We start from the raw sequence: 20,064 nt of genomic DNA, 5'->3' as shown, positions 1-20,064 counted from the left end.
GACGGATCAGGGCGAACCGTGCAAAGGGCCCGCGGCGGTCGAGCCGCGGACCACCAGCTCCGGCATGAAGACGAACTCGCTGTGGGGCGCGGGCGTTCCGCCGATCTCCTCCAGCAGCGTGCGGACCGCCGCCTGGCCCATGGCGGGGACGGGCTTGCGGACCGTCGTCAGCGGCGGGTCGGTGAAGGCGATGAGGGGGGAGTCGTCGAACCCGACCACCGAGATGTCGTCGGGCACCTCCAGCCCCCGCTGCCGTGCGGCCCGGATCGCGCCGAGCGCCATCATGTCGCTCGCGCAGACCACGGCCGTGCAGCCCCGGTCCATCAGCGCGGACGCCGCGGCCTGGCCGCCCTCCAGGGTGTAGAGGGAGTGCTGGATCAGCTCGGACTCGATCTGCCGTTCGTCCAGGCCGAGCTGGTCCCGCACGGCCTTGACGAAGCCCTCTATCTTCCGCAGCACCGGCACGAAGCGGCGCGGCCCGAGGGCCAGTCCGACACGGGTGTGGCCGAGGGAGACGAGGTGGGTCACGGCCAGCTGCATCGCCGCCCGGTCGTCGGGCGAGATGAAGGGAGCCTGCACCTGCGGGGAGAACCCGTCGACGAGCACGAAGGGGACGCCCTGGGCGCGGAGCTTCTCGTAGCGCTGCATGTCGGCCGTGGTGTCGGCGTGCAGCCCGGAGACGAAGATGATGCCCGATACGCCCCGGTCCACCAGCATTTCGGTGAGTTCGTCCTCGGTGGAGCCACCGGGGGTCTGGGTGGCCAGCACCGGCGTGTAGCCCTGGCGGGTCAGTGCCTGTCCGATGACCTGGGCCAGGGCCGGGAATATGGGGTTCTCCAGCTCGGGCGTGATCAGCCCGACGAGTCCGGCGCTGCGGCGGCGCAGCTTCACGGGGCGCTCGTAGCCGAGGACGTCGAGTGCGGCGAGCACTGATTCGCGGGTGGTCGAGGCAACGCCTGGCTTGCCGTTCAGCACCCGGCTGACCGTCGCCTCGCTGACCCCCGCCTGGGCTGCGATGTCGGCAAGCCGTGCGGTCATGGGATTGGACTGTACCGGTCGCATGTCAGATTGCCCACCAGACGGTCGAGTCGGCGGGGAGCGTGACCGTCCCGCCGTCGAACGCGGACGGCGTGGAGGACAGCAGAGCACTCCCGGGAGCGGGGAGCGCCACGTCCGTGGCGCGTGTGTTCGTCGTGCAGACGAACCCGTCACGGGCGAAGGCCAGCACCCCCTCGGGGGCCTCGAGCCAGGTCACGCCCGCGCCGGCGCCGAGGCCCGGGTGTTCGCGCCGCACCGCGAGTGCGGCCCGGTAGAGCTCGAGGGTGGAGCCGGGCACCCCGGTCTGCGCCTCCACGCTCAGCTCGGCCCACTCGGCCGGCTGCGGGAGCCAGCTGCCGCCGCTGCCGAAGCCGTACGAGGAGCCGTCGCGGGTCCACGGGATCGGCACCCGGCAGCCGTCGCGGAACCCGTCCTGCCCCTCCGCCCGGAAGAACGACGGGTCCTGGCGCACCTCGTCCGGCAGGTCGAGGACCTCGGGAAGGCCCAGCTCCTCGCCCTGGTAGAGGTACACGGACCCGGGCAGCGCCAGCATCAGCAGTGCGGCGGCCCGGGCCCGGCGCAGGCCCACCGCCCCGCCGCCGTAGCGGGTGGTGTGCCGGGGCACGTCGTGGTTGGACAGCACCCAGGTCGTGGGCGCGCCGACGGACGCGGTCGCCGCCAGCGAGGCCTCGACGACCTCCCGCATCCGCTCCGGGTCCCAGGGGCAGCGCAGGAACTGGAAGTTGAACGCCTGGTGCAGCTCGTCGGGGCGCACGTACAGGGCGAGCCGCTCCGGGCTGGGCGCCCAGGCCTCGGCGACGCCGATGCGCTCGCCGCCGTAGCCGTCGAGCAGCCGGCGCCAGGAGCGGTGGATCTCGTGGACGCCGTCCTGGTCGAAGAACGGCAGCACCTGCGCGCCGATCATCTTGGCCTGTTCCCGGGCGCCGATGTCGGGCAGCCCGGCGGCCTTGACCATCCCGTGGGCGACGTCGATCCGGAAGCCGTCGACGCCCAGGTCCAGCCAGAAGCGCAGGACCGCGTCGAACTCCTCGCGCACCGCGGGGTGCTCCCAGTTCAGATCGGGCTGCTCGGGGGCGAAGAGGTGCAGGTACCACTCCCCCCCGGCCTCCGGCCGGGAGCTGCCGCCACGGCCCTCCGGGCCGGCGGTCCGGGTCCAGGCCGGGCCGCCGAAGACCGACTCCCAGTCGTTGGGCGGCAGTTCGCCGTGCTCCCCCCTGCCGGGCCGGAAGTGGTAGTACGCCCGCTCCGGGCCGCCCGCGAGCGCGGAGCGGAACCAGGCGTGCTGGTCGGAGGTGTGGTTCGGGACGATGTCGACGATCACCCGCAGGCCCAGCCGGTGGGCCTCCCGGACCAGGTCGTCGGCGTCGTCGAGGGCGCCGAAGAGCGGATCGACGGCGCGGTAGTCGGAGACGTCGTAGCCGCCGTCGGCCTGCGGTGACGCGTAGAAGGGGGTCAGCCAGACCGCGTCCGCGCCGAGCTCCGCGAGGTGGGGGAGCCGTGCCCGGATGCCGCGCAGGTCGCCGATGCCGTCGCCGTCGCTGTCGGCGAAGGAGCGGACGTACACCTGGTAGATCACGGCGTCCCGCCACCAGTCCCCGGCCGGGTCCGGACGCCTCGCCGGGGCGACCGTGCTGACCTGCGGCGTGGTGGTCGTGCCGAGCTCCTGCGTCATGGGCGCCCCTTCGGATGTTGTTTCTGGATCTTCCGGACGTTCCGTGGATCTTCCGGACCTTCCGGTTCAACGCCGACCTATGTCGAAGGTAACAGCGCTGCAATCTCTTGCGGAAGCAGTTGCGCGGGCGCACGGAAGCGCTGGTGCGGCGCCTGTCGCAGTTGACAAGGCGCACAACGGCAACCGTGAGGACACGCGGATGTAACGATCGCGGCCGCTTGCGGAAATCTCTCGCAAGGTCTTTCGGTCTTCTTTCAACCTTGTTACGTTCCTGACCGAATCGGCGCCGTGATGGAGCGGCCCAGGTTGAAGGAGTTCACATGCGACGTGGCATAGCGGCCACCGCTCTGGTCGCGAGCCTGGCGCTCACGGCGACCGCGTGCGGCGGGGACGACGCCGAGGGCGGCAAGAGCAGCTCGGGCAAGCTGTCGGGCACGGTCACGTGGTGGGACACGTCGACCGTCGGCAGCGAGGACAAGGTCTTCAAGAAGCTCGCCGAGGGCTTCACCAAGCTGCACCCCGACGTCAAGATCAACTATGTGAACGTGCCCTTCGGTGAGGCGCAGAACAAGTTCAAGAACGCCGCCCAGTCCGGCTCCGGCGCCCCCGACGTGATCCGCTCCGAGGTGGCCTGGACCCCCGAGTTCGCGGACCTGGGCTACCTCGCCCCGCTGGACGGCACCTCGGCCCTCAAGGAGGACAAGGACTTCCTCCCGCAGGCCGCTGCTTCGACGAAGTACAACGACAAGACCTACGCCGTCCCGCAGGTCATCGACTCCATGGGCATCTTCTACAACAAGAAGATCTTCGAGGCGGCCGGTGTCCAGCCGCCGGCCTCGATCGCCCAGCTGAAGACCGTCTCCAAGAAGATCAAGGAAAAGACCGGCAAGACCGGCCTCTACCTGCGCGGCGACGACGCCTACTGGTTCCTGTCCTTCCTCTACGGCGAGGGCGGCAACCTGGTCGACGCCGAGAAGAAGCAGATCACCGTCGACAACCCGGCCGGCGTCAAGGCCATGAAGGTCGTCAAGGACCTCGTCGACTCCGGCGCCGCCAAGACGGACGCCACCGACGGCTGGAACAACATGCAGACCGCCTTCAAGGAAGGCAAGGTCGCCATGATGATCAACGGCCCGTGGGCGGTCACCGACACCTACGCCGGCAAGGAGTTCAAGGACAAGTCCAACCTGGGCATCGTCCCGGTCCCGGCGGGCTCCGACGGCCAGGGCGCCCCGCAGGGCGGCCACAACCTCGCCGTCTACGCCGGCTCCAAGAACCTCGAGGCCTCCTACGCCTTCGTCGAGTACATGACCTCGGTCGAGTCCCAGACCACCGTCGCCAAGGAGCTCAGCCTCCTGCCGACCCGCACCTCGGTCTACGACAAGCCCACCGTCTCCGGCAACGAGATGGTCGCCTTCTTCAAGCCGGTCGTCGACAAGGCCGTCGAGCGCCCCTGGATCCCCGAGGGCGGCAGCCTCTTCGCCCCGCTCGTGACCGAGTACACCAAGGTCCTCACCGGCCAGACCACCCCGGAGAAGGGAGCCAAGACGGCGGGCGACGCCTACCGCAAGCTCCTCAAGGACTGGAAGTAAGGGAAGAGGAAGACCGACCGATGGCTGTCCACACCAGCGGCCAGTCGGTGGCGAAGGCCGCGGAGCCCGGGAGGGCCCGCGGCCGTCGCCGCGACTCCGCAGGAGCGCCCGGCAAGCTCCGCCGCTCCCTCTCCACGCACTGGTACGCCTGGACCATGGTCGCCCCGGTGGTGATCGTGATCGGCGTGATCATCGGCTATCCGCTCGTCCGCGGCGTCTACCTGTCGCTGACGAACGCCAACGAGCGGAACGTCGAGCGGTCGATCGGGGTGAACCACCTCCCCGCGACGTACGAATTCGTCGGGCTCGACAACTACGCCGACGCGCTCACCGGCAGCCAGTTCCTGGACACCCTCGGGTGGACGCTGGTGTGGACGGTCTCCTGCGTGGCCGTCACGTTCGGTCTGGGCCTCGCCCTCGCCAACATCCTCAACCGCAGGATCGCCGGCCGGTCGTTCTACCGGATGATGCTGATCCTGCCGTGGGCCGTGCCCGGCTTCGTCTCCGTCTTCGCCTGGCGCTTCCTCTACAACGAGGACAACGGCCTGCTCAACAAGCTCCTCGCGGGCGGCGGCATCGACGCGGTGCCGTGGCTCAACGACCCGACCTGGGCCAAGTTCTCGGTGATCGCCGTCAACGTCTGGCTCGGCGTCCCGTTCATGATGGTCGCCCTGCTCGGCGGACTGCAGTCCATCCCCGGCGAGCTCTACGAGGCCGCCGAGATGGACGGCGCCAACGCCTGGCAGCGGTTCCGCAACATCACCATGCCCGGGCTGCGGTCGGTGTCCACCACCGTCGTCCTGCTGAGCACCATCTGGACCTTCAACATGTTCCCGGTGATCTTCCTGCTCACCCGGGGCGGTCCCGGTGAGGCCACCCAGATCCTGGTCACCCAGGCGTACAAGTTCTCGTTCGAGATCAGTCCGCGCGACTTCGCCCAGTCCTCCACCTGGGGCGTGCTGATCCTCGTCCTCCTGATGGTCTTCGCCGCTGTCTACCAGCGCGTCCTCCGCAAGCAGGGAGAAACCTGGTGACCACGACCAACGTCCCGGCGCGCGGCCGCCGCTCGCCGCTCGCCTCGGCGGGGCTCCACCTCACGCTGCTCGTCGCCTCCGTGATCGCCGTCTTCCCGGTGCTGTGGGTGCTGCTGACCTCGCTGAAGCCGGCGAGCTACGCGACCACCACGGACTTCGTGAAGGAGACGACGCTCGAGAACTACACGAAGCTGCTGGAGGACACCGAGTTCCTGACCTGGTTCGGCAACTCGCTGCTCGTCGCCGGCCTCACCACGGTCCTCGGCGTCTTCGTGGCCGCCACCACCGGCTACGCCGTCAGCCGCTTCCGCTTCCCCGGCAAGCGGGGACTGATGTGGACGCTGCTGATCACCCAGATGTTCCCGGTCGCGGTCCTCATCGTGCCGATCTACAACATCATGTCGAACCTGGGCCTGCTCAACGAGCCGGCCGGCCTCGTCATCACGTACCTCACCATCGCGGTGCCCTTCTGCGCCTGGATGATGAAGGGGTTCTTCGACACCATCCCGCGCGAGATCGACGAGTCGGGGCAGGTCGACGGGCTCACCCCGTTCGGCACCTTCTGGCGGCTCATCCTGCCCCTCGCCAAGCCCGGCATCGCGGTCACGGCCTTCTACTCGTTCATCACCGCGTGGGGCGAGGTCGCGTACGCCTCGGCCTTCATGGTCGGCGACGAGAACCTGACCCTCGCCGGCGGACTGCAGAAGTTCGTCAACCAGTACGGCGCCCAGTGGGGGCCGATGACCGCGGCCTCCGTGCTGATCGCCATCCCGGCCGCGATCGTCTTCCTCTTCGCGCAGCGCCATCTGGTCACGGGCGTGTCGGCGGGCGCAGTCAAGGGCTGACCCGCACGTGCCGTACGTTCCCCCCAACCACCACCATCCCAGGGATGAAATGACCCAGCACCTCGCTGCCCCCGCCACCGCGACGACGTCCGGCCACCGTGCCGAGCCTGCGCCATGGTGGCGGGACGCGGTGATCTACCAGGTCTATCCGCGCAGCTTCGCCGACGGCAACGGCGACGGCATGGGCGATCTCGCCGGGATACGCAGCCGGCTCCCGTACCTCAAGGAGCTCGGCGTCGACGCGGTCTGGCTCAGCCCGTTCTACGCCTCCCCACAGGCCGACGCGGGCTACGACGTCGCCGACTACCGTGCCATCGACCCGATGTTCGGCACGCTCCACGACGCCGACGCCCTGATCCGCAGTGCCCACGCCCTGGACCTGCGCATCATCGTCGACCTCGTGCCCAACCACTGCTCGGACCAGCACGACTGGTTCCGGCAGGCGCTGCGCGAGGGCCCCGGCTCCCGCCTGCGCGAGCGGTTCCACTTCCGGCCCGGCAAGGGCGCGGACGGCGAACTGCCGCCCAACGACTGGGAGTCGATCTTCGGCGGCCCGGCCTGGACCCGGACGGCGAACCCGGACGGCACCCCCGGCGAGTGGTACCTGCACCTGTTCGCCCCGGAGCAGCCGGACTTCAACTGGGAGCACCCGGCCGTCCAGGACGAGTTCCGCTCGATCCTCCGCTTCTGGCTGGACCTGGGCGCCGACGGCTTCCGCGTCGACGTCGCCCACGGCCTGGTCAAGGCGCCCGGTCTGCCCGACATCGGCTCCGGGGACCAGCTGAAGCTGCTCGGAAACGATGTCATGCCGTTCTTCGACCAGGACGGCGTCCACGAGATCTACCGCTCCTGGCGGCGGATCCTCGACGAGTACGAGGGCGAGCGCGTCCTCGTCGCCGAGGCGTGGACCCCGACCGTGGAGCGCACCGCGCTGTACGTCCGCCCCGACGAGATGCACCAGGCCTTCAACTTCCAGTACCTGACGACCAACTGGGACGAGAAGGAGCTGCGCGAGGTCATCGACGGCTCGCTCGCCGCGATGCGCCCGGTCGGGGCGCCCACCACCTGGGTGCTGTCCAACCACGACGTCACCCGGCACGCCACCCGCTTCGGCAACCCGCCGGGCCTCGGCACCCAGCTGCGCGAGCAGGGCGACCGCGAGCTCGGTCTGCGCCGCGCCCGCGCGGCCACGCTGCTGATGCTGGCGCTGCCCGGCTCGGCGTACGTCTACCAGGGCGAGGAGCTGGGCCTGCCGGACGTCACCGACCTGCCGGACGAGGTGCGCCAGGACCCGTCGTTCTTCCGGGCGGAGGGGCAGGACGGGTTCCGCGACGGCTGCCGGGTGCCGATCCCGTGGACCCGCGAGGGCTCCTCGTACGGCTTCGGCAGCGGCGGCAGCTGGCTCCCGCAGCCGGCCGAGTGGGCCGAGCTGAGCGTGGAGGCGCAGACCGGGGTGCCCGGCTCCACCCTCGAGCTCTACCGGGCGGCACTCGCCGCCCGGCGGGAGCACCCGGGCCTCGGCGCGGGTGAGGCGGTGACATGGCTGGACGCACCTGACGGCGTCCTGGCCCTGTCCCGCGAGGGGTTCGTCTGCACCACCAACACCACGGGCGCGCCGGTCCGCCTCCCCGCACCCGGCGCGCTCCTGCTGGCCAGTGCGCCGGTCGCGGTGAACGACGGCTTCGCCGTCCTGCCCGCGGACGCCACGGCGTGGTGGACGGTGTGACGCTCCCCGGGCCGAGGGCCCCGCGTCCGGATCAGGCCGAGCCCGGCACGATCCGGACGCGAGGCCCTCGGGGCAGCGCGGGGGCGGCCGCTCCCCGGCTCGCCGACATCGCCGTGCAGGCGGACGTCAGCGAGGCCACGGTCAGCCGTGTCCTCAACGGCAAGCCCGGCGTGTCGGCGGCGACCCGCACCCGGGTGCTCGCGGCGCTCGACATCCTCGGCTACGAGCGTCCGGTGCGGCTGCGGCGGCGCAGCGCGGGACTGATCGGGCTGGTGGTTCCCGAACTCACCAACCCGATCTTCCCGGCGTTCGCCCAGGTCATCGAGCAGGTGTTGGCCGGGCACGGCTACACCCCCGTGCTGTGCTGCCAGCAGCCCGGCGGGGCCAGCGAGGACGAACTCGTCGAACAGCTGGAGGAGAGCGGCGTCGACGGAATCGTCTTCCTCTCGGGACTCCACGCCGACACGGCCGCCGACCAGGGCCGCTACGCCGAACTGGCCGCGCGTCGCGTCCCGTTCGTGCTCATCAACGGCTGGAACGAGCAGGTCTCCGCGCCGTTCGTCTCGCCCGACGACCACATGGCCGCGGGCATGGCCGTGCGCCATCTCGCCGAGCTCGGCCACGAGCGCATCGGGCTGGCGGTCGGGCCGGTGCGCTATGTGCCGTCGCGCCGGAAGACCGAGGGGTTCCTGGCGGCGGCCGGCCCGGACGCCGAACGGTACGTCCGGCACACCCTGTTCAGTGTGGAGGGCGGTCACGCGGCCGCCGCCGAACTCATCGACGCGGGCTGCACCGGAATCGTCTGCGGCAGCGACATGATGGCGCTCGGGGTGATCCGGGCGGCCCGCGAGCGAGGCCTGGGCGTACCGGGCGACGTGTCGGTGGTCGGGTACGACGACTCGCCGCTGATCCCCTTCACCGACCCACCGCTGACGACCGTGCGGCAACCGGTCCAGGCCATGGCGTCGGCGGCGGTCGGCGCGCTGCTGGAGGAGATCCGCGGAAACCCCGTGCCCAGCACCGAGTACGTCTTCCAGCCGGAGCTGGTGGTGCGCGGCTCGACGGCGCGCGCGCGGAGCTGACCGGCCGGGACGGCCGTCACGCCATCTGTCCGCAGGGTGAAAAACCTTGCAGGCAGATGGCGTTCGTGTTTCCCGGATGTGTCCTGACGGTTGACCGGGCAACCGTTCGGGCCTACGGTCACCTGCGCAGAGGGCTCTTTCAGTTTTGCAGCAAGAACATTCAACCCCCACCCGGAGTCCTCGTCACCAACCTCCCACCTCCCTTCCTGAGCCGCAGGAGGAAGCACATGGCCAGCAGATCTCTGGCTGCCGCGCTCGCCGTCGTGGCGGGCACGGCCGCCGCGGTGATCGCGCCACCCGGGGCAGCACAGGCGGCCCCGCCCGGAACCAAGGACGTCACCGCCGTCCTCTTCGAATGGCGCTTCGACTCGGTCGCCCAGGCGTGCACCGGCACCCTGGGACCGGCCGGGTACGGATACGTCCAGGTCTCCCCGCCCCAGGAGCACATACAGGGCGGGCAGTGGTGGACGTCGTACCAGCCCGTCAGCTACCGGATCGCGGGGCGGCTGGGCGACCGCGCCGCCTTCACGAACATGGTCAACGCCTGCCACTCGGCGGGCGTCAAGGTCGTCGTCGACACCGTCATCAACCACATGGCGGCCGGGAACGGCACGGGCACGGGCGGCTCGTCGTACACCAAGTACGGCTATCCCGGCCTGTACTCGGCGCCGGACATGGACGACTGCACCGCGCAGATCACCAACTACCAGGACCGCGCCAACGTCCAGAACTGCGAGCTCGTCGGGCTCGCCGACCTCGACACCGGCGAGGAGTACGTCCGCAACAAGATCGCGGGCTATATGAACGACCTGCTGTCGCTCGGAGTCGACGGCTTCCGCGTCGACGCCGCCAAGCACATGCCGGCCGCCGACCTGGCCGCGATCAAGGCCAGGCTCAGCAACCCGGGCGTGTACTGGAAGCAGGAGGCCATCCACGGCGCCGGCGAGGCCGTCCAGCCCGACGAGTACCTCGGCAACGGCGATGTGCAGGAGTTCCGCTACGCCCGCGACCTCAAGCGCGTCCTCAAGAACGAGAACCTGGCGTACCTCAAGAACTTCGGCGAGGGCTGGGGCTACATGACGAGCGGCAAGTCCGCCGTCTTCGTCGACAACCACGACACCGAGCGCGGCGGCGACACGCTCAACTACAAGGACGGCGCCGACTACACCCTGGCGAACGTCTTCATGCTGGCCTGGCCGTACGGCGCGCCGGACGTCCACTCCGGCTACGAGTGGTCCGACAAGGACGCCGGCCCGCCCAACGGCGGCACGGTGAACGCCTGCTACAGCGACGGCTGGAAGTGCCAGCACGCCTGGCGCGAGATCTCCTCCATGGTCGCCTTCCGGAACGTGGCCCGCGGTCAGGGCGTCACGAACTGGTGGGACAACGGCGCCGACGCGATCGCGTTCGGCCGGGGCGACAAGGCGTACGTCGCCATCAACCACGAGACCTCGGCGCTGACCCGGACCTTCCAGACCTCCCTCCCGGCCGGCGACTACTGCGACGTCCAGTCGGGCACGGGCGTCACGGTGAACAGCGCGGGCCAGTTCACCCGGACGCTGGGCGCCAACACGGCGGTCGCCCTGCACTCCGGGGCCAGGAACTGCGGCGGCTCGGCGTCCGCCTCCGGCGCCTCGTTCGCGGTCAACGCCACGACCGTGCCCGGCCAGGACATCTACGTCACCGGCGACCAGGCGGCCCTCGGCAACTGGAACCCCGGCGGCGCCCTCAAGCTCGACCCGGCGGCCTACCCCGTGTGGAAGCTCGACGCCGGCCTCCCCGCCGGGACCTCCTTCCAGTACAAGTACCTGCGCAAGGACGGCGCGGGCAACGTCACCTGGGAGACCGGGGCGAACCGCACGGCGACGGTCCCGCCCACCGGCAGGGTGAGCCTCAACGACACCTGGAGGTCCTGAACCAGGGGGGCGGCGCGGCGCCGGTGGACGGCCGCCGCACCGCCGCCCGTCCCGCCCCGGGCGGCGCGGCCGGGTGAGCATCCACCACGGCCGTGCCGCCCGGATCCGGCGGCCGGGCAGGCCCGCCGGGCGGCGCGGGTGAGCTCCACGGCCTGCCGCACAGCCTCTCCGATCCCGACCGGTCCCCGAGCGGTCCGAAGAGTCCCGACCAGCCCCGAAGAGCCCCCGAGCAACAGGCCCCGAGCAACAGGCCCCGAGCAACGGGCCCATAGCGACGAGCCCCCGCGAGCCACGGGCCCGAGCCCGGGTCCACGGGCTCAGACGCGTTCCGATCCGACACGAGTTCCGACGAGTCCAGACCAGTGAGGAGAACCCTCGTGATACCCCCCTCGCGCGGTCGGCGCAGAACGGTGGCGGCCGGCCTGGCCGTCGCCGTCTGCGCCGCGCTCGCGCCCGCCGTGCCCGCCGCGGCGGCGAAGCCGCCCGCGCCACCCTCCGACGCGCGGCTCGCCGCACAGCCCGCCCGCCACGATCTGACCCGCGAGCAGTTCTACTTCGTGCTGCCGGACCGGTTCGCGAACGGCGACCGGTCCAACGACCGCGGCGGGCTGACCGGTTCGCGTCTGCGGACCGGTTACGACCCCACCGACAAGGGCTTCTACCAGGGCGGCGACCTCAAGGGCCTCACCCAGCGGCTGGACTACATCAAGGGCCTCGGCACGACCGCCATCTGGCTCGCGCCGATCTTCAAGAACCGCCCCGTCCAGGGCAGCGGCAAGGACGCCTCGGCCGGTTACCACGGCTACTGGATCACCGACTTCACCCAGGTCGACCCGCACTTCGGCACCAACCGGGACCTGGAGAGGCTGATCGACAAGGCCCATGCCAAGGGCATGAAGGTCTTCTTCGACGTCATCACGAACCACACCGCCGACACCGTCGACTACGCCGAGAAGGCGTACGGCTACCGCCCCAAGGGCTCCCACCCGTACCTCGACAAGGACGGCCGCCCCTTCGACGACCGCGAGGGGATCCCGCGCGGCGCGGTCGACGCCGACTCCTTCCCGTACACCCCGGTCAAGGGGGAGGGCGCCGTCACCAAGGTCCCGGCGTGGCTCAACGACCCGACGATGTACCACAACCGGGGCGACTCCACCTGGGCCGGGGAGAGCGCCGAGTACGGCGACTTCGTCGGGCTGGACGACCTGTGGACCGAACGGCCCGAGGTCGTCGACGGCATGAAGCGGATCTACGAGAAGTGGGTCCGCGACTTCGACATCGACGGTTTCCGCATCGACACGGTCAAGCACGTCGACCTGGACTTCTGGACCCAGTGGGCGACCGCGCTGGACGCGTACGCGGCGAGGCAGGGCCGTGAGGACTTCTTCATGTTCGGCGAGGTGTTCTCCGCCGACACCGCCGTGACCTCGCCGTACGTCACCCGGGGCCGGCTGGACTCCACCCTCGACTTCCCCCTCCAGGACGCGGCCCGCGCCTACGCCTCGCAGGGCGCCGACGCCGGGCGGCTCGCCAAGGTCTTCGCCGACGACCACCGGTACACCACCGACAAGGCCAACGCCTACGAGCAGGTGACCTTCCTCGGCAACCACGACATGGGCCGCATCGGCACCTTCCTGAAGCAGGACAACCCCGGAGCCGGGGACGCCGAACTGCTGAAGCGGGCCCGCCTCGCCAACGAGCTGATGTTCCTCAGCCGCGGCAACCCCGTCGTCTACTACGGCGACGAGCAGGGCTTCACCGGCGCCGGCGGCGACAAGGACGCCCGCCAGACCCTCTTCGCCTCGAAGACCGCCGACTACCTCGACGACGACCAGCTCGGCACGGACCGCACCCACGCCGACGACGCGTACGACACCACCCACCCCGTCTACCGCTCGATCGCCGCGCTGTCGAAGCTCACCCGTGAGCACCCGGCGCTGCGCGACGGTGTCCAGCAGGAGCGGTACGCGAGGGACTCCGTGTACGCCTTCTCCCGCACCGACGCGACGAAGCGCACGGGAGCCGTCGAGTACCTGGTGGCCGTCAACAACGCCACGACCGCGAAGACCGTGACCCTGCCCGTGGACTCGGCGGACTTCCGTGTCCTGTACGGCGGTTCCGGCGCCGTCCGCGCCACGGGCGGCCGGGTCACCGTCACCGTGCCCGCGCTGTCGTCCCTAGTGCTGCGCGCGACCGGGCCCCTCGCGCCTCCCGCAGCGAAGCCGTCCCTCACCCTGAAGGCGCCGGCCGCCGGGGCCACCGGCACCGTGGAGATCTCCGCCGACCCCGAGGGCGGCCGGCTCAACCGGGTCGTGTTCGCGGCGCAGGTGGGCAACGGCGCCTGGCGCACCCTCGGCACCGCCGACCACGCCCCGTACAAGGTCACCCAGCACATCACGGCACCCGCCGGAACGCCCCTGCGCTACAAGGCGGTCGTCGTCGACAGCCTCGGCCGCACCGCGAGCGCCCTCGCCGCCACCACGGCCGGCCAGGTCCCGCCGCCGGAGAGGCCCACGGCCGTGGAACGCACCCACGCGGTCGTCCACTACAGGCGCGCCGACGGGGACTACGACGGAGCGCAGCTGAAGGCCGCCGGGACCACGGCCGCGTTCACCGGCCGCGACGCCTGGGGCGCCTTCGCCTGGGTCAAGGTCCCCGAGGGCGCCTCCACCCTCTCGTACACCGTCGAGAAGGGCGGCACGGCCGACGGGCCGCAGCGCAGCATCGACCTCGGCCGCACCGGCGAGGTCTGGATCACGCAGGGCCAGGACGGCCAGTCCGACACCGCTCCCGACGGCGCCCGCCCGCCGCAGGACACGAAGAAGGCCGTGCTCCACTACCACCGGCCCGACGGTGACTACGACGGCTGGGGCCTGCACACCTGGACCGGCGCCGCCGAGCCCACCGACTGGTCGAAGCCGCTGATGCCGGTGCGGAAGGACGCGTACGGCGTCACCTTCGAGGTCCCGCTCGCCGACGGCGCCGACTCGCTCAGCTACATCGTCCACAAGGGCGACCAGAAGGACCTGCCGACCGACCAGTCGCTGTCCTTCGGCGGCCACGGCCGCGAGGTGTGGATGCTCGCCGGGCAGCCGGAGTACCTGCTCCCCATGAGCGGCGGCGTGCCCGCCCCGGACCTGTCGAAGGCCGAGGCGCAGTTCATCGACCGCGACACCGTCGTCTGGAAGGTGAAGGCGACCGACGCCACCAGCCAGCAGCTCGTGTACGCACCCGGCGGCGGCATCGACGTGGTCGACGGTGCGCTCTCCGACGAGGGGCAGTGGCTGCGCCTCGCCCCGTCGACGCTGACCGACGCCCAGAAGGCGAAGTTCCCGCACCTGAAGGACTTCCCCGCCTTCACCGTCGACCCGCGCGACCGCGACCGCGTCGAGGAGGCCCTGCGCGGCCAGCTGATCGCCACCCAGCGCAACGCGGCGGGCGCCCTGCTCGCCGCCACCGGCGTGCAGATCCCGGGCGTGCTCGACGACCTCTACGCGGGCAGGGCGCAGAAGGCCGCGCTCGGCCCGGTGTTCCGCAAGGGCAGCCCGACGCTGTCCGTGTGGGCGCCCACCGCGCGCAAGGTCGCCCTCGAACTCGACGGGAAGACCGTCCCGATGCGCCGCGACGACGCCTCCGGCGTCTGGTCGGTCACCGGCCCGGCGAGCTGGCGGGGCAAGCCCTACCGGTACGCCGTGACCGTCTGGGCGCCCAGCGTGCGGAAGCTGGTCACCAACAAGGTCACCGACCCGTACTCCACCGCCCTCACCACCGACTCCGCCCGCAGCCTCGTCGTCGACCTCGCCGACCCGAAGCTCGCGCCCGAGGGCTGGTCCACACTGCGCAAGCCCGCCGCCGCGCCGCTGAAGGACGCCCAGATCCAGGAGCTGCACGTCCGCGACTTCTCGGTCGCCGACCGCACCGCCAAGCACAAGGGCGGCTATCTGGCCTTCACCGAGCGCGACTCGGCCGGGATGAAGCACCTGGCGTCGCTCGCGAGGAGCGGCACCTCCTACGTCCATCTGCTGCCCGCCTTCGACATCGGGACCATCCCGGAGAGGAAGTCGGACCAGGCGGTGCCGGACTGCGATCTGAAGGTGTACGCGCCGGACTCCGAGGAGCAGCAGGCCTGCGTCGCGAAGGCGGCCGCGAAGGACGCCTACAACTGGGGCTACGACCCGCTGCACTACACCGTCCCCGAGGGCTCCTACGCCTCCGACCCCGAGGGCACGCGCCGCACGGTCGAGTTCCGGCGGATGGTGCAGGGGCTCAACGGCGCCGGACTGCGCACCGTCATGGACGTCGTCTACAACCACACCGTCGCGAGCGGCCAGTCGGAGAAGTCCGTGCTGGACCGGATCGTCCCCGGCTACTACCAGCGGCTCCTCGACGACGGATCCGTGGCCACGTCCACCTGCTGCGCCAACACCGCGCCCGAGAACACCATGATGGGCAAGCTCGTCGTGGACTCGGTCGTCACCTGGGCGAAGGACTACAAGGTCGACGGCTTCCGGTTCGACCTGATGGGCCACCACCCGAAGGCGAACATGCTCGCCGTCCGCAAGGCCCTCGACTCGCTCACCGTCGAGAAGGACGGCGTTGACGGGAAGAAGATCATCCTTTACGGGGAGGGCTGGAACTTCGGCGAGATCGCGGACGACGTCCGCTTCGTCCAGGCCACCCAGAAGAACATGGCCGGCACGGGGATCGCCACCTTCTCCGACCGGGCACGGGACGCCGTCCGCGGCGGCGGCCCGTTCGACGAGGACCCGGGCGTCCAGGGCTTCGCCTCCGGTCTGTTCACGGAGCCCAACGCCTCCGGGGCCAACGGCACCCCGGCCGAGCAGAGGGCGCGGCTGCTGCACTACCAGGACCTGATCAAGGTCGGGCTGTCCGGGAACCTGGCGTCGTACACCTTCACCGACACCCGGGGCCGTACGGTCAAGGGCTCCGAGGTCGACTACAACGGCTCACCGGCGGGCTACTCGGCCGTGCCCGGTGACGCCCTGGCCTACGCGGACGCACACGACAACGAGACGCTCTACGACGCACTGGCCTTCAAGCTGCCGCCGTCCGTCTCCGCGTCCGGCCGCGCCCGGATGCAGGTCCTCGCCATGGCGACGGCCGCGCTCTCGCAGGGGCCCGCGCTGTCCCAGGCCGGCACCGACCTCCTCCGGTCGAAGTCGCTGGACCGCAACTCCTACGACAGCGGCGACTGGTTCAACCCCGTCCACTGGGACTGCCGCGACGGCAACGGCTTCGGCCGCGGCCTGCCGCCGGCGGCCGACAACAAGGCCAAGTGGCCGTACGCCAAGCCGCTGCTGACCGCGCCCACGCTGAAGCCCGGCTGCGCGGAGATCACCGGCACCTCCGCCGCCTACCGCGATCTGCTGAGGATCCGCACGACGGAGGACGCGTTCGGACTCGGCTCGGCCGAGGAGGTGCAGTCGGCCCTGTCCTTCCCGCTGTCGGGGAAGGACGAGACCCCGGGCGTGATCACCATGCGCCTCGGCGACCTGGTCGTGGTCTTCAACGCCACGCCGGACCGGCAGACCCAGCGGATCGGCGCCCTCGCGGGCACGTCCTACGGGCTGCACCCGGTCCAGGCCGGAGGCGCCGACGCGGTGGTCAAGTCGGCGTCGTACGACGGCGCCACCGGCACCTTCGCGGTACCGGGACGCACGGTCGCCGTCTTCGCCCGCGGCTGACGCACGGCGGCGCGCCGGGGCCCTCCGGGCTCAGGCGCGCTGCTGCGGAACCCGGGTCGCGGGCGCCGGCGACGGCGCCCGCGGCACGAGGTCCACGAGCCGGCCGACGAGCTCCCCGAAGGGGCCGTCGGCCGGCTCGTCCCGCATGATGCGCATCAGCACGGCCGCCATGTCCGGGTCGTACGCCGCGGGCACCGCCACCAGCGCCGCGAAGTCGTGGACCAGTTGGAGCTCCAGCTCCGCGCGCGGCACGTCCCGCCCGTCCAGCCAGATCAGCGCCGTGGACTCGGCCAGGGACACCCAGGACCGGACCACCAGCCGCAGCCGCGGCGCCGGGTCCGTGACGCCGAGGTGGGCCATGATCTGCTCGTAGGCCGCCTGACGGACCCCGTCGATCACCGCGCTGGTGGTGCCGATGCCGGCCGCGGGACCGCCCCGCATCAGCGCCGAGAAGCCCGGCCCGTGCTCGTCGACGAAGTCGAAGAACCGGCGCATCACCCTCAGCAGCCGTCCGCCGAGCGGGCCCTCGTGCCGCTCCGTGAAGCGGTTCGCGAGGTCTTCCGCCGCCCGCCGCAACGCCGCCTCGTACAGACTCTGCTTGCCGGGGAAGTAGTGGTAGACGAGCGGGCGCGAGATACCCGCGGCGGCGGCGATCTCGTCGATCGACACCTCGTCGGGGGAGCGGTGGCTGAACAGTTCCAGCGCCACCCCGATCAGCTGCTGCCTGCGCTCTTCGACGCCCATCCTGCGGCGAACCCCGGTCGTCATGCGAACAGCCTAACGGCCGGGCGTCGGACGCCGGCCGCCGCTCGGCGGGTACGCTCCGGGAACATGACCGCTTCTGACCAGGAGACACCTGCCGACGCGCCGGCACCTGCGGTTGCGCCCGTGGACGCGTCGGCGCCCGCGGTTGCGCCCGTGGACGTGTCGGCGCCCGCGGTTGCGCCCGTGGACGTGTCGGCACCTGCGGTTGCGCCCGTGGACGCGTCGGCACCCGCGGGTGCGCCCGTGGACGCGTCGGCACCTGCGGGTGCGCCCGGGGACGCGGACGCGGACCCGGACGCACCGGAGCCGGAGGGCATGACCCCTCGCCAGGCCCGGACGCTCCGGATCGCCGCGGCGTCCGTCGTGCTCGTGGCGCTGGGCGCGGTCCTGGCGGTACGGCTGGCCAGCCGCACGTCGGTCCTCGTGGTCGGGGTGTACGGACTGGCCATGATCCTGTGCGGGATCGTCATCGAGCTGAGCCGCCACGGCCGCACCCGGCTGGGGACGTATCTGCTGGGCGCGGGCCTGGCGGCGGCCCTGGCGGCGGACTGGCTGCTGCTGCCCTGAGCGGTTCGGCGAGGCCCGCTACAGGTCAAGGACGAGCCGGTCGCCGCGGCAGCGCGAGACGCAGATCAGCATCGAGTCCTCGCGCTCGGCGTCCGTGAGCAGCTCGTCGCGGTGGTCGACCTCGCCCTCGACGACCCGTTGTCGGCAGGTGCCGCAGAACCCCTGCGTACAGGAGTAGGAGACGTTCGGCAGTTCGTCCCGTACGACGGCGAGCACCGAGCGGTCGGCCGGGACGGTCAGCACCCGGCCGGAGCGGCGCAGTTCCAGCGCGAACGCCCCGCCGGGCACCGCCGCCGGGGCGGTGAACCGCTCCAGATGCGGCTCGCGGCCCTCGCCCAGCGCACCGGCGACCGCGTCCATCAGACTCTCGGGTCCACAGCAGTACACGGCCGTCTCCGCCGGCAGTCCGTCGAGGAACGCCAGTCCGGGCCGCCCCGACTCGTCCTCGGCGACGACCGTCACCCGTCCGCCGGCCCCGCCCGCCGTCCTCTCCAGCTCGTCGAGGAACGGCATCGAGGCCCGGCTGCGCCCGCAGTACAGCAGCCGCCAGTGGGCGCCCGCACGCTCCGCGGCCCGCACCATCGGCAGGACGGGCGTGATGCCGATGCCTCCTGCGACGAAGACGTACGAGGGCGCGTCGACCAGCGGGAAGCGGTTGCGCGGGCCCCGGATCTCGATCTCCGTTCCCTCGTGCAGCTGTTCACGCACCTCGCGTGAACCACCGCGGCCGTCCTCCAGCACCCTGGTGGCGATGGTGTACGCGCCGCCGTCGCCCGGGTCCCCGCACAGCGAGTACTGCCGTACGGCGCCGGAGGGCAGGACGACGTCGATGTGCGCCCCCGGCTCCCAGGGCGGCAGATCCGCTCCCTCCAGACGGAGCCGGACCACGCCCTCGGCGGGCTCGGTGCGTTCGGTGACCAGCACGCGGTACGAGGCGGACCGGCGGGCCTCGCGGCGCCGGCCCGAGATCGGCTCCTCCAGCGCGGGCATCGGCCACAGCGGGGAGGCCCCGATGCGGCGCCGCAGGGCCCGCCGGGCGAGCAGGGCGCCGCCGGCGACGAGGGCCACGGTCAGCGGACGGGGCACGTCAGCGGCCCCCGTCCGGGCCGTGGGGCAGGCCGTTGGCGCCGGGGGAGGAGGCGAGGTAGGCGAGCGCCTGCGCGGTGCTGCCCTCCTGGCTCGGGTGGTACGTACGGCTGAGGTAGCGCGGGATCGAGCGCAGCATCGCGGGGGTGGAGGGCAGGACGCCCCGCCTGCCGCCGTCGTAGAAGTCGCGGAAGCTCGCCCTGCGGTCGAGCAGTGCGGGGTCGTTCTCCATGAAGAAGCGGATGCCGCGTTGCCAGAGGAAGACGAGGGCGGAGAAGGCCGCGGCCCAGGTCCGCACCCGGCGGCGGTAGCTGCCGTCGACGTGCATGAAGAGGTCGAAGGCCACCGAGCGGTGCTCGACCTCCTCCGCGCCGTGCCAGCGCAGCAGATCGAGCATCACCGGGTCGGCGCCGCGCCGGTCGAGCTCCTCGGCCCCGAGCACCCAGTCGCCGAGGAACGCCGTGTAGTGCTCGATCGCGGCGATCAGTGCGACCCGTTCCTTCAGCCACCAGCTGCGCGCCTTCCCCGGCGGCAGCGTCCGGTCGCCGAGCAGCTTCTCGAAGAACCAGTCGACCTGGGCGGTGTACGGGGTCGGGTCGAGTCCGAGCGCCCTGAGGTGCGGCAGTACGTCGTCATGGGCCTGGGAGTGCACCGCCTCCTGGCCGATGAAGCCGATGACGTCCTCGCGCAGCCTGTCGTCGCGGATGTGCGGCAGCACCTGCTTGTAGACGTGCACGAACCAGCGTTCGCCGGCGGGGAGCAGCAGGTGCAGCACATTGATGGTGTGGGTGGTGAAGGGGTCGCCAGGGACCCAGTGGAGGGGCGTGTCCTCCCAGGCGAAGGCGACCTTGCGGGCTTTGAGCGCCGTGTGTTCCGACGCCACCGTGACCGGCTGCGTATTAGACATGTTGTCAATGTACTGACGGGTACGCCGCCGCAACAGGGTTGTGCGGCAAGGAATCGGCCCGGAAGGACCCCCCGCCGGGCCGGGTCGGGACAGACCCCGGAGGCCGCG

13 protein-coding genes are annotated in these 20,064 nt (G+C 71.4%); 8 read left to right on the top strand and 5 right to left on the bottom strand.

Annotated elements, in window-relative coordinates:
- Positions 1-6 precede the first annotated feature (6 nt).
- Positions 7-1,038 carry a LacI family DNA-binding transcriptional regulator gene (locus QRN89_RS09405; protein WP_290348895.1) on the bottom strand — a complete coding sequence of 344 codons (1,032 nt, stop codon included), beginning with the start codon at positions 1,036-1,038 and terminating at the stop codon, positions 7-9.
- Between the two features lie 25 nt (positions 1,039-1,063).
- The gene (locus tag QRN89_RS09400; RefSeq protein ID WP_290348894.1) at positions 1,064-2,731 is read right to left on the bottom strand and encodes a glycoside hydrolase family 13 protein; all 1,668 of its coding nucleotides are present in this window, start codon (positions 2,729-2,731) and stop codon (positions 1,064-1,066) included.
- Positions 2,732-3,051: 320 nt separating this feature from the next.
- Here QRN89_RS09400 and QRN89_RS09395 point away from each other — a divergent pair, with 320 nt between their 5' ends.
- The 7 genes from QRN89_RS09395 (at position 3,052) to pulA (ending at position 16,631) form a co-directional block, all read left to right on the top strand.
- Positions 3,052-4,323, top strand: coding sequence for an extracellular solute-binding protein (locus QRN89_RS09395; RefSeq protein WP_290348893.1), 1,272 nt, complete (start codon positions 3,052-3,054; stop codon positions 4,321-4,323).
- Positions 4,324-4,343: 20 nt separating this feature from the next.
- Positions 4,344-5,357: a carbohydrate ABC transporter permease gene (locus QRN89_RS09390; protein WP_290348892.1), complete on the top strand. Its 1,014-nt coding sequence runs from the start codon at positions 4,344-4,346 to the stop codon at positions 5,355-5,357.
- Positions 5,354-6,202 carry a sugar ABC transporter permease gene (locus tag QRN89_RS09385; protein WP_384071523.1) on the top strand — a complete coding sequence of 283 codons (849 nt, stop codon included), beginning with the start codon at positions 5,354-5,356 and terminating at the stop codon, positions 6,200-6,202. Before QRN89_RS09390 ends, QRN89_RS09385 begins: the two co-directional genes overlap by 4 nt.
- Positions 6,203-6,251: 49 nt before the next feature.
- Positions 6,252-7,928 carry a glycoside hydrolase family 13 protein gene (locus QRN89_RS09380; protein WP_290348891.1) on the top strand — a complete coding sequence of 559 codons (1,677 nt, stop codon included), beginning with the start codon at positions 6,252-6,254 and terminating at the stop codon, positions 7,926-7,928.
- On the top strand, positions 7,913-9,010 hold the full coding sequence (locus tag QRN89_RS09375; protein WP_390702455.1) for a LacI family DNA-binding transcriptional regulator: 1,098 nt from the start codon (positions 7,913-7,915) through the stop codon (positions 9,008-9,010). The genes QRN89_RS09380 and QRN89_RS09375 overlap by 16 nt, the downstream gene beginning before the upstream one ends.
- Before the next feature lie 227 nt (positions 9,011-9,237).
- A complete protein-coding gene (locus QRN89_RS09370) occupies positions 9,238-10,926 on the top strand; it encodes a carbohydrate-binding module family 20 domain-containing protein (RefSeq protein WP_290348890.1) in 1,689 nt (562 codons plus the stop codon).
- 377 nt (positions 10,927-11,303) lie between these two features.
- A complete protein-coding gene (gene pulA / locus QRN89_RS09365) occupies positions 11,304-16,631 on the top strand; it encodes a pullulanase-type alpha-1,6-glucosidase (protein WP_290348889.1) in 5,328 nt (1,775 codons plus the stop codon).
- A 30-nt stretch (positions 16,632-16,661) separates the two neighbouring features.
- Here the strand turns inward: pulA and QRN89_RS09360 are convergent, their stop codons facing one another.
- On the bottom strand, positions 16,662-17,399 hold the full coding sequence (locus tag QRN89_RS09360) for a TetR/AcrR family transcriptional regulator (protein WP_290348888.1): 738 nt from the start codon (positions 17,397-17,399) through the stop codon (positions 16,662-16,664).
- 63 nt (positions 17,400-17,462) lie between these two features.
- Here QRN89_RS09360 and QRN89_RS09355 point away from each other — a divergent pair, with 63 nt between their 5' ends.
- The gene (locus tag QRN89_RS09355) at positions 17,463-17,963 is read left to right on the top strand and encodes an RBBP9/YdeN family alpha/beta hydrolase (RefSeq protein ID WP_290348887.1); all 501 of its coding nucleotides are present in this window, start codon (positions 17,463-17,465) and stop codon (positions 17,961-17,963) included.
- An 18-nt stretch (positions 17,964-17,981) separates the two neighbouring features.
- On the opposite strand, the gene QRN89_RS09350 is transcribed toward QRN89_RS09355, so the two are convergent.
- Positions 17,982-19,049: a PDR/VanB family oxidoreductase gene (locus QRN89_RS09350; RefSeq protein WP_290348886.1), complete on the bottom strand. Its 1,068-nt coding sequence runs from the start codon at positions 19,047-19,049 to the stop codon at positions 17,982-17,984.
- A gap of 1 nt (position 19,050) precedes the next feature.
- The gene (locus QRN89_RS09345) at positions 19,051-19,956 is read right to left on the bottom strand and encodes a metal-dependent hydrolase (RefSeq protein WP_290348885.1); all 906 of its coding nucleotides are present in this window, start codon (positions 19,954-19,956) and stop codon (positions 19,051-19,053) included.
- Between the last annotated feature and the right edge of the window lie 108 nt (positions 19,957-20,064).

This window comes from Streptomyces sp. HUAS CB01, from assembly GCF_030406905.1.
Lineage (GTDB): Bacteria > Actinomycetota > Actinomycetes > Streptomycetales > Streptomycetaceae > Streptomyces > Streptomyces chengbuensis.
Note: the sequence above shows the minus strand (reverse complement) of the source record. Positions and strands in the feature narration are given on the sequence as shown.

Coding starts and splice junctions, on each gene's coding strand:
- QRN89_RS09405 (WP_290348895.1), bottom strand. CDS start 1,038: ATGACCGCACGGCTTGCCGACATCGCAGCCCAGGCGGGGGTCAGCGAG.
- QRN89_RS09400 (WP_290348894.1), bottom strand. CDS start 2,731: ATGACGCAGGAGCTCGGCACGACCACCACGCCGCAGGTCAGCACGGTC.
- QRN89_RS09395 (WP_290348893.1), top strand. CDS start 3,052: ATGCGACGTGGCATAGCGGCCACCGCTCTGGTCGCGAGCCTGGCGCTC.
- QRN89_RS09390 (WP_290348892.1), top strand. CDS start 4,344: ATGGCTGTCCACACCAGCGGCCAGTCGGTGGCGAAGGCCGCGGAGCCC.
- QRN89_RS09380 (WP_290348891.1), top strand. CDS start 6,252: ATGACCCAGCACCTCGCTGCCCCCGCCACCGCGACGACGTCCGGCCAC.
- QRN89_RS09370 (WP_290348890.1), top strand. CDS start 9,238: ATGGCCAGCAGATCTCTGGCTGCCGCGCTCGCCGTCGTGGCGGGCACG.
- QRN89_RS09360 (WP_290348888.1), bottom strand. CDS start 17,399: ATGACGACCGGGGTTCGCCGCAGGATGGGCGTCGAAGAGCGCAGGCAG.
- QRN89_RS09355 (WP_290348887.1), top strand. CDS start 17,463: ATGACCGCTTCTGACCAGGAGACACCTGCCGACGCGCCGGCACCTGCG.
- QRN89_RS09345 (WP_290348885.1), bottom strand. CDS start 19,956: ATGTCTAATACGCAGCCGGTCACGGTGGCGTCGGAACACACGGCGCTC.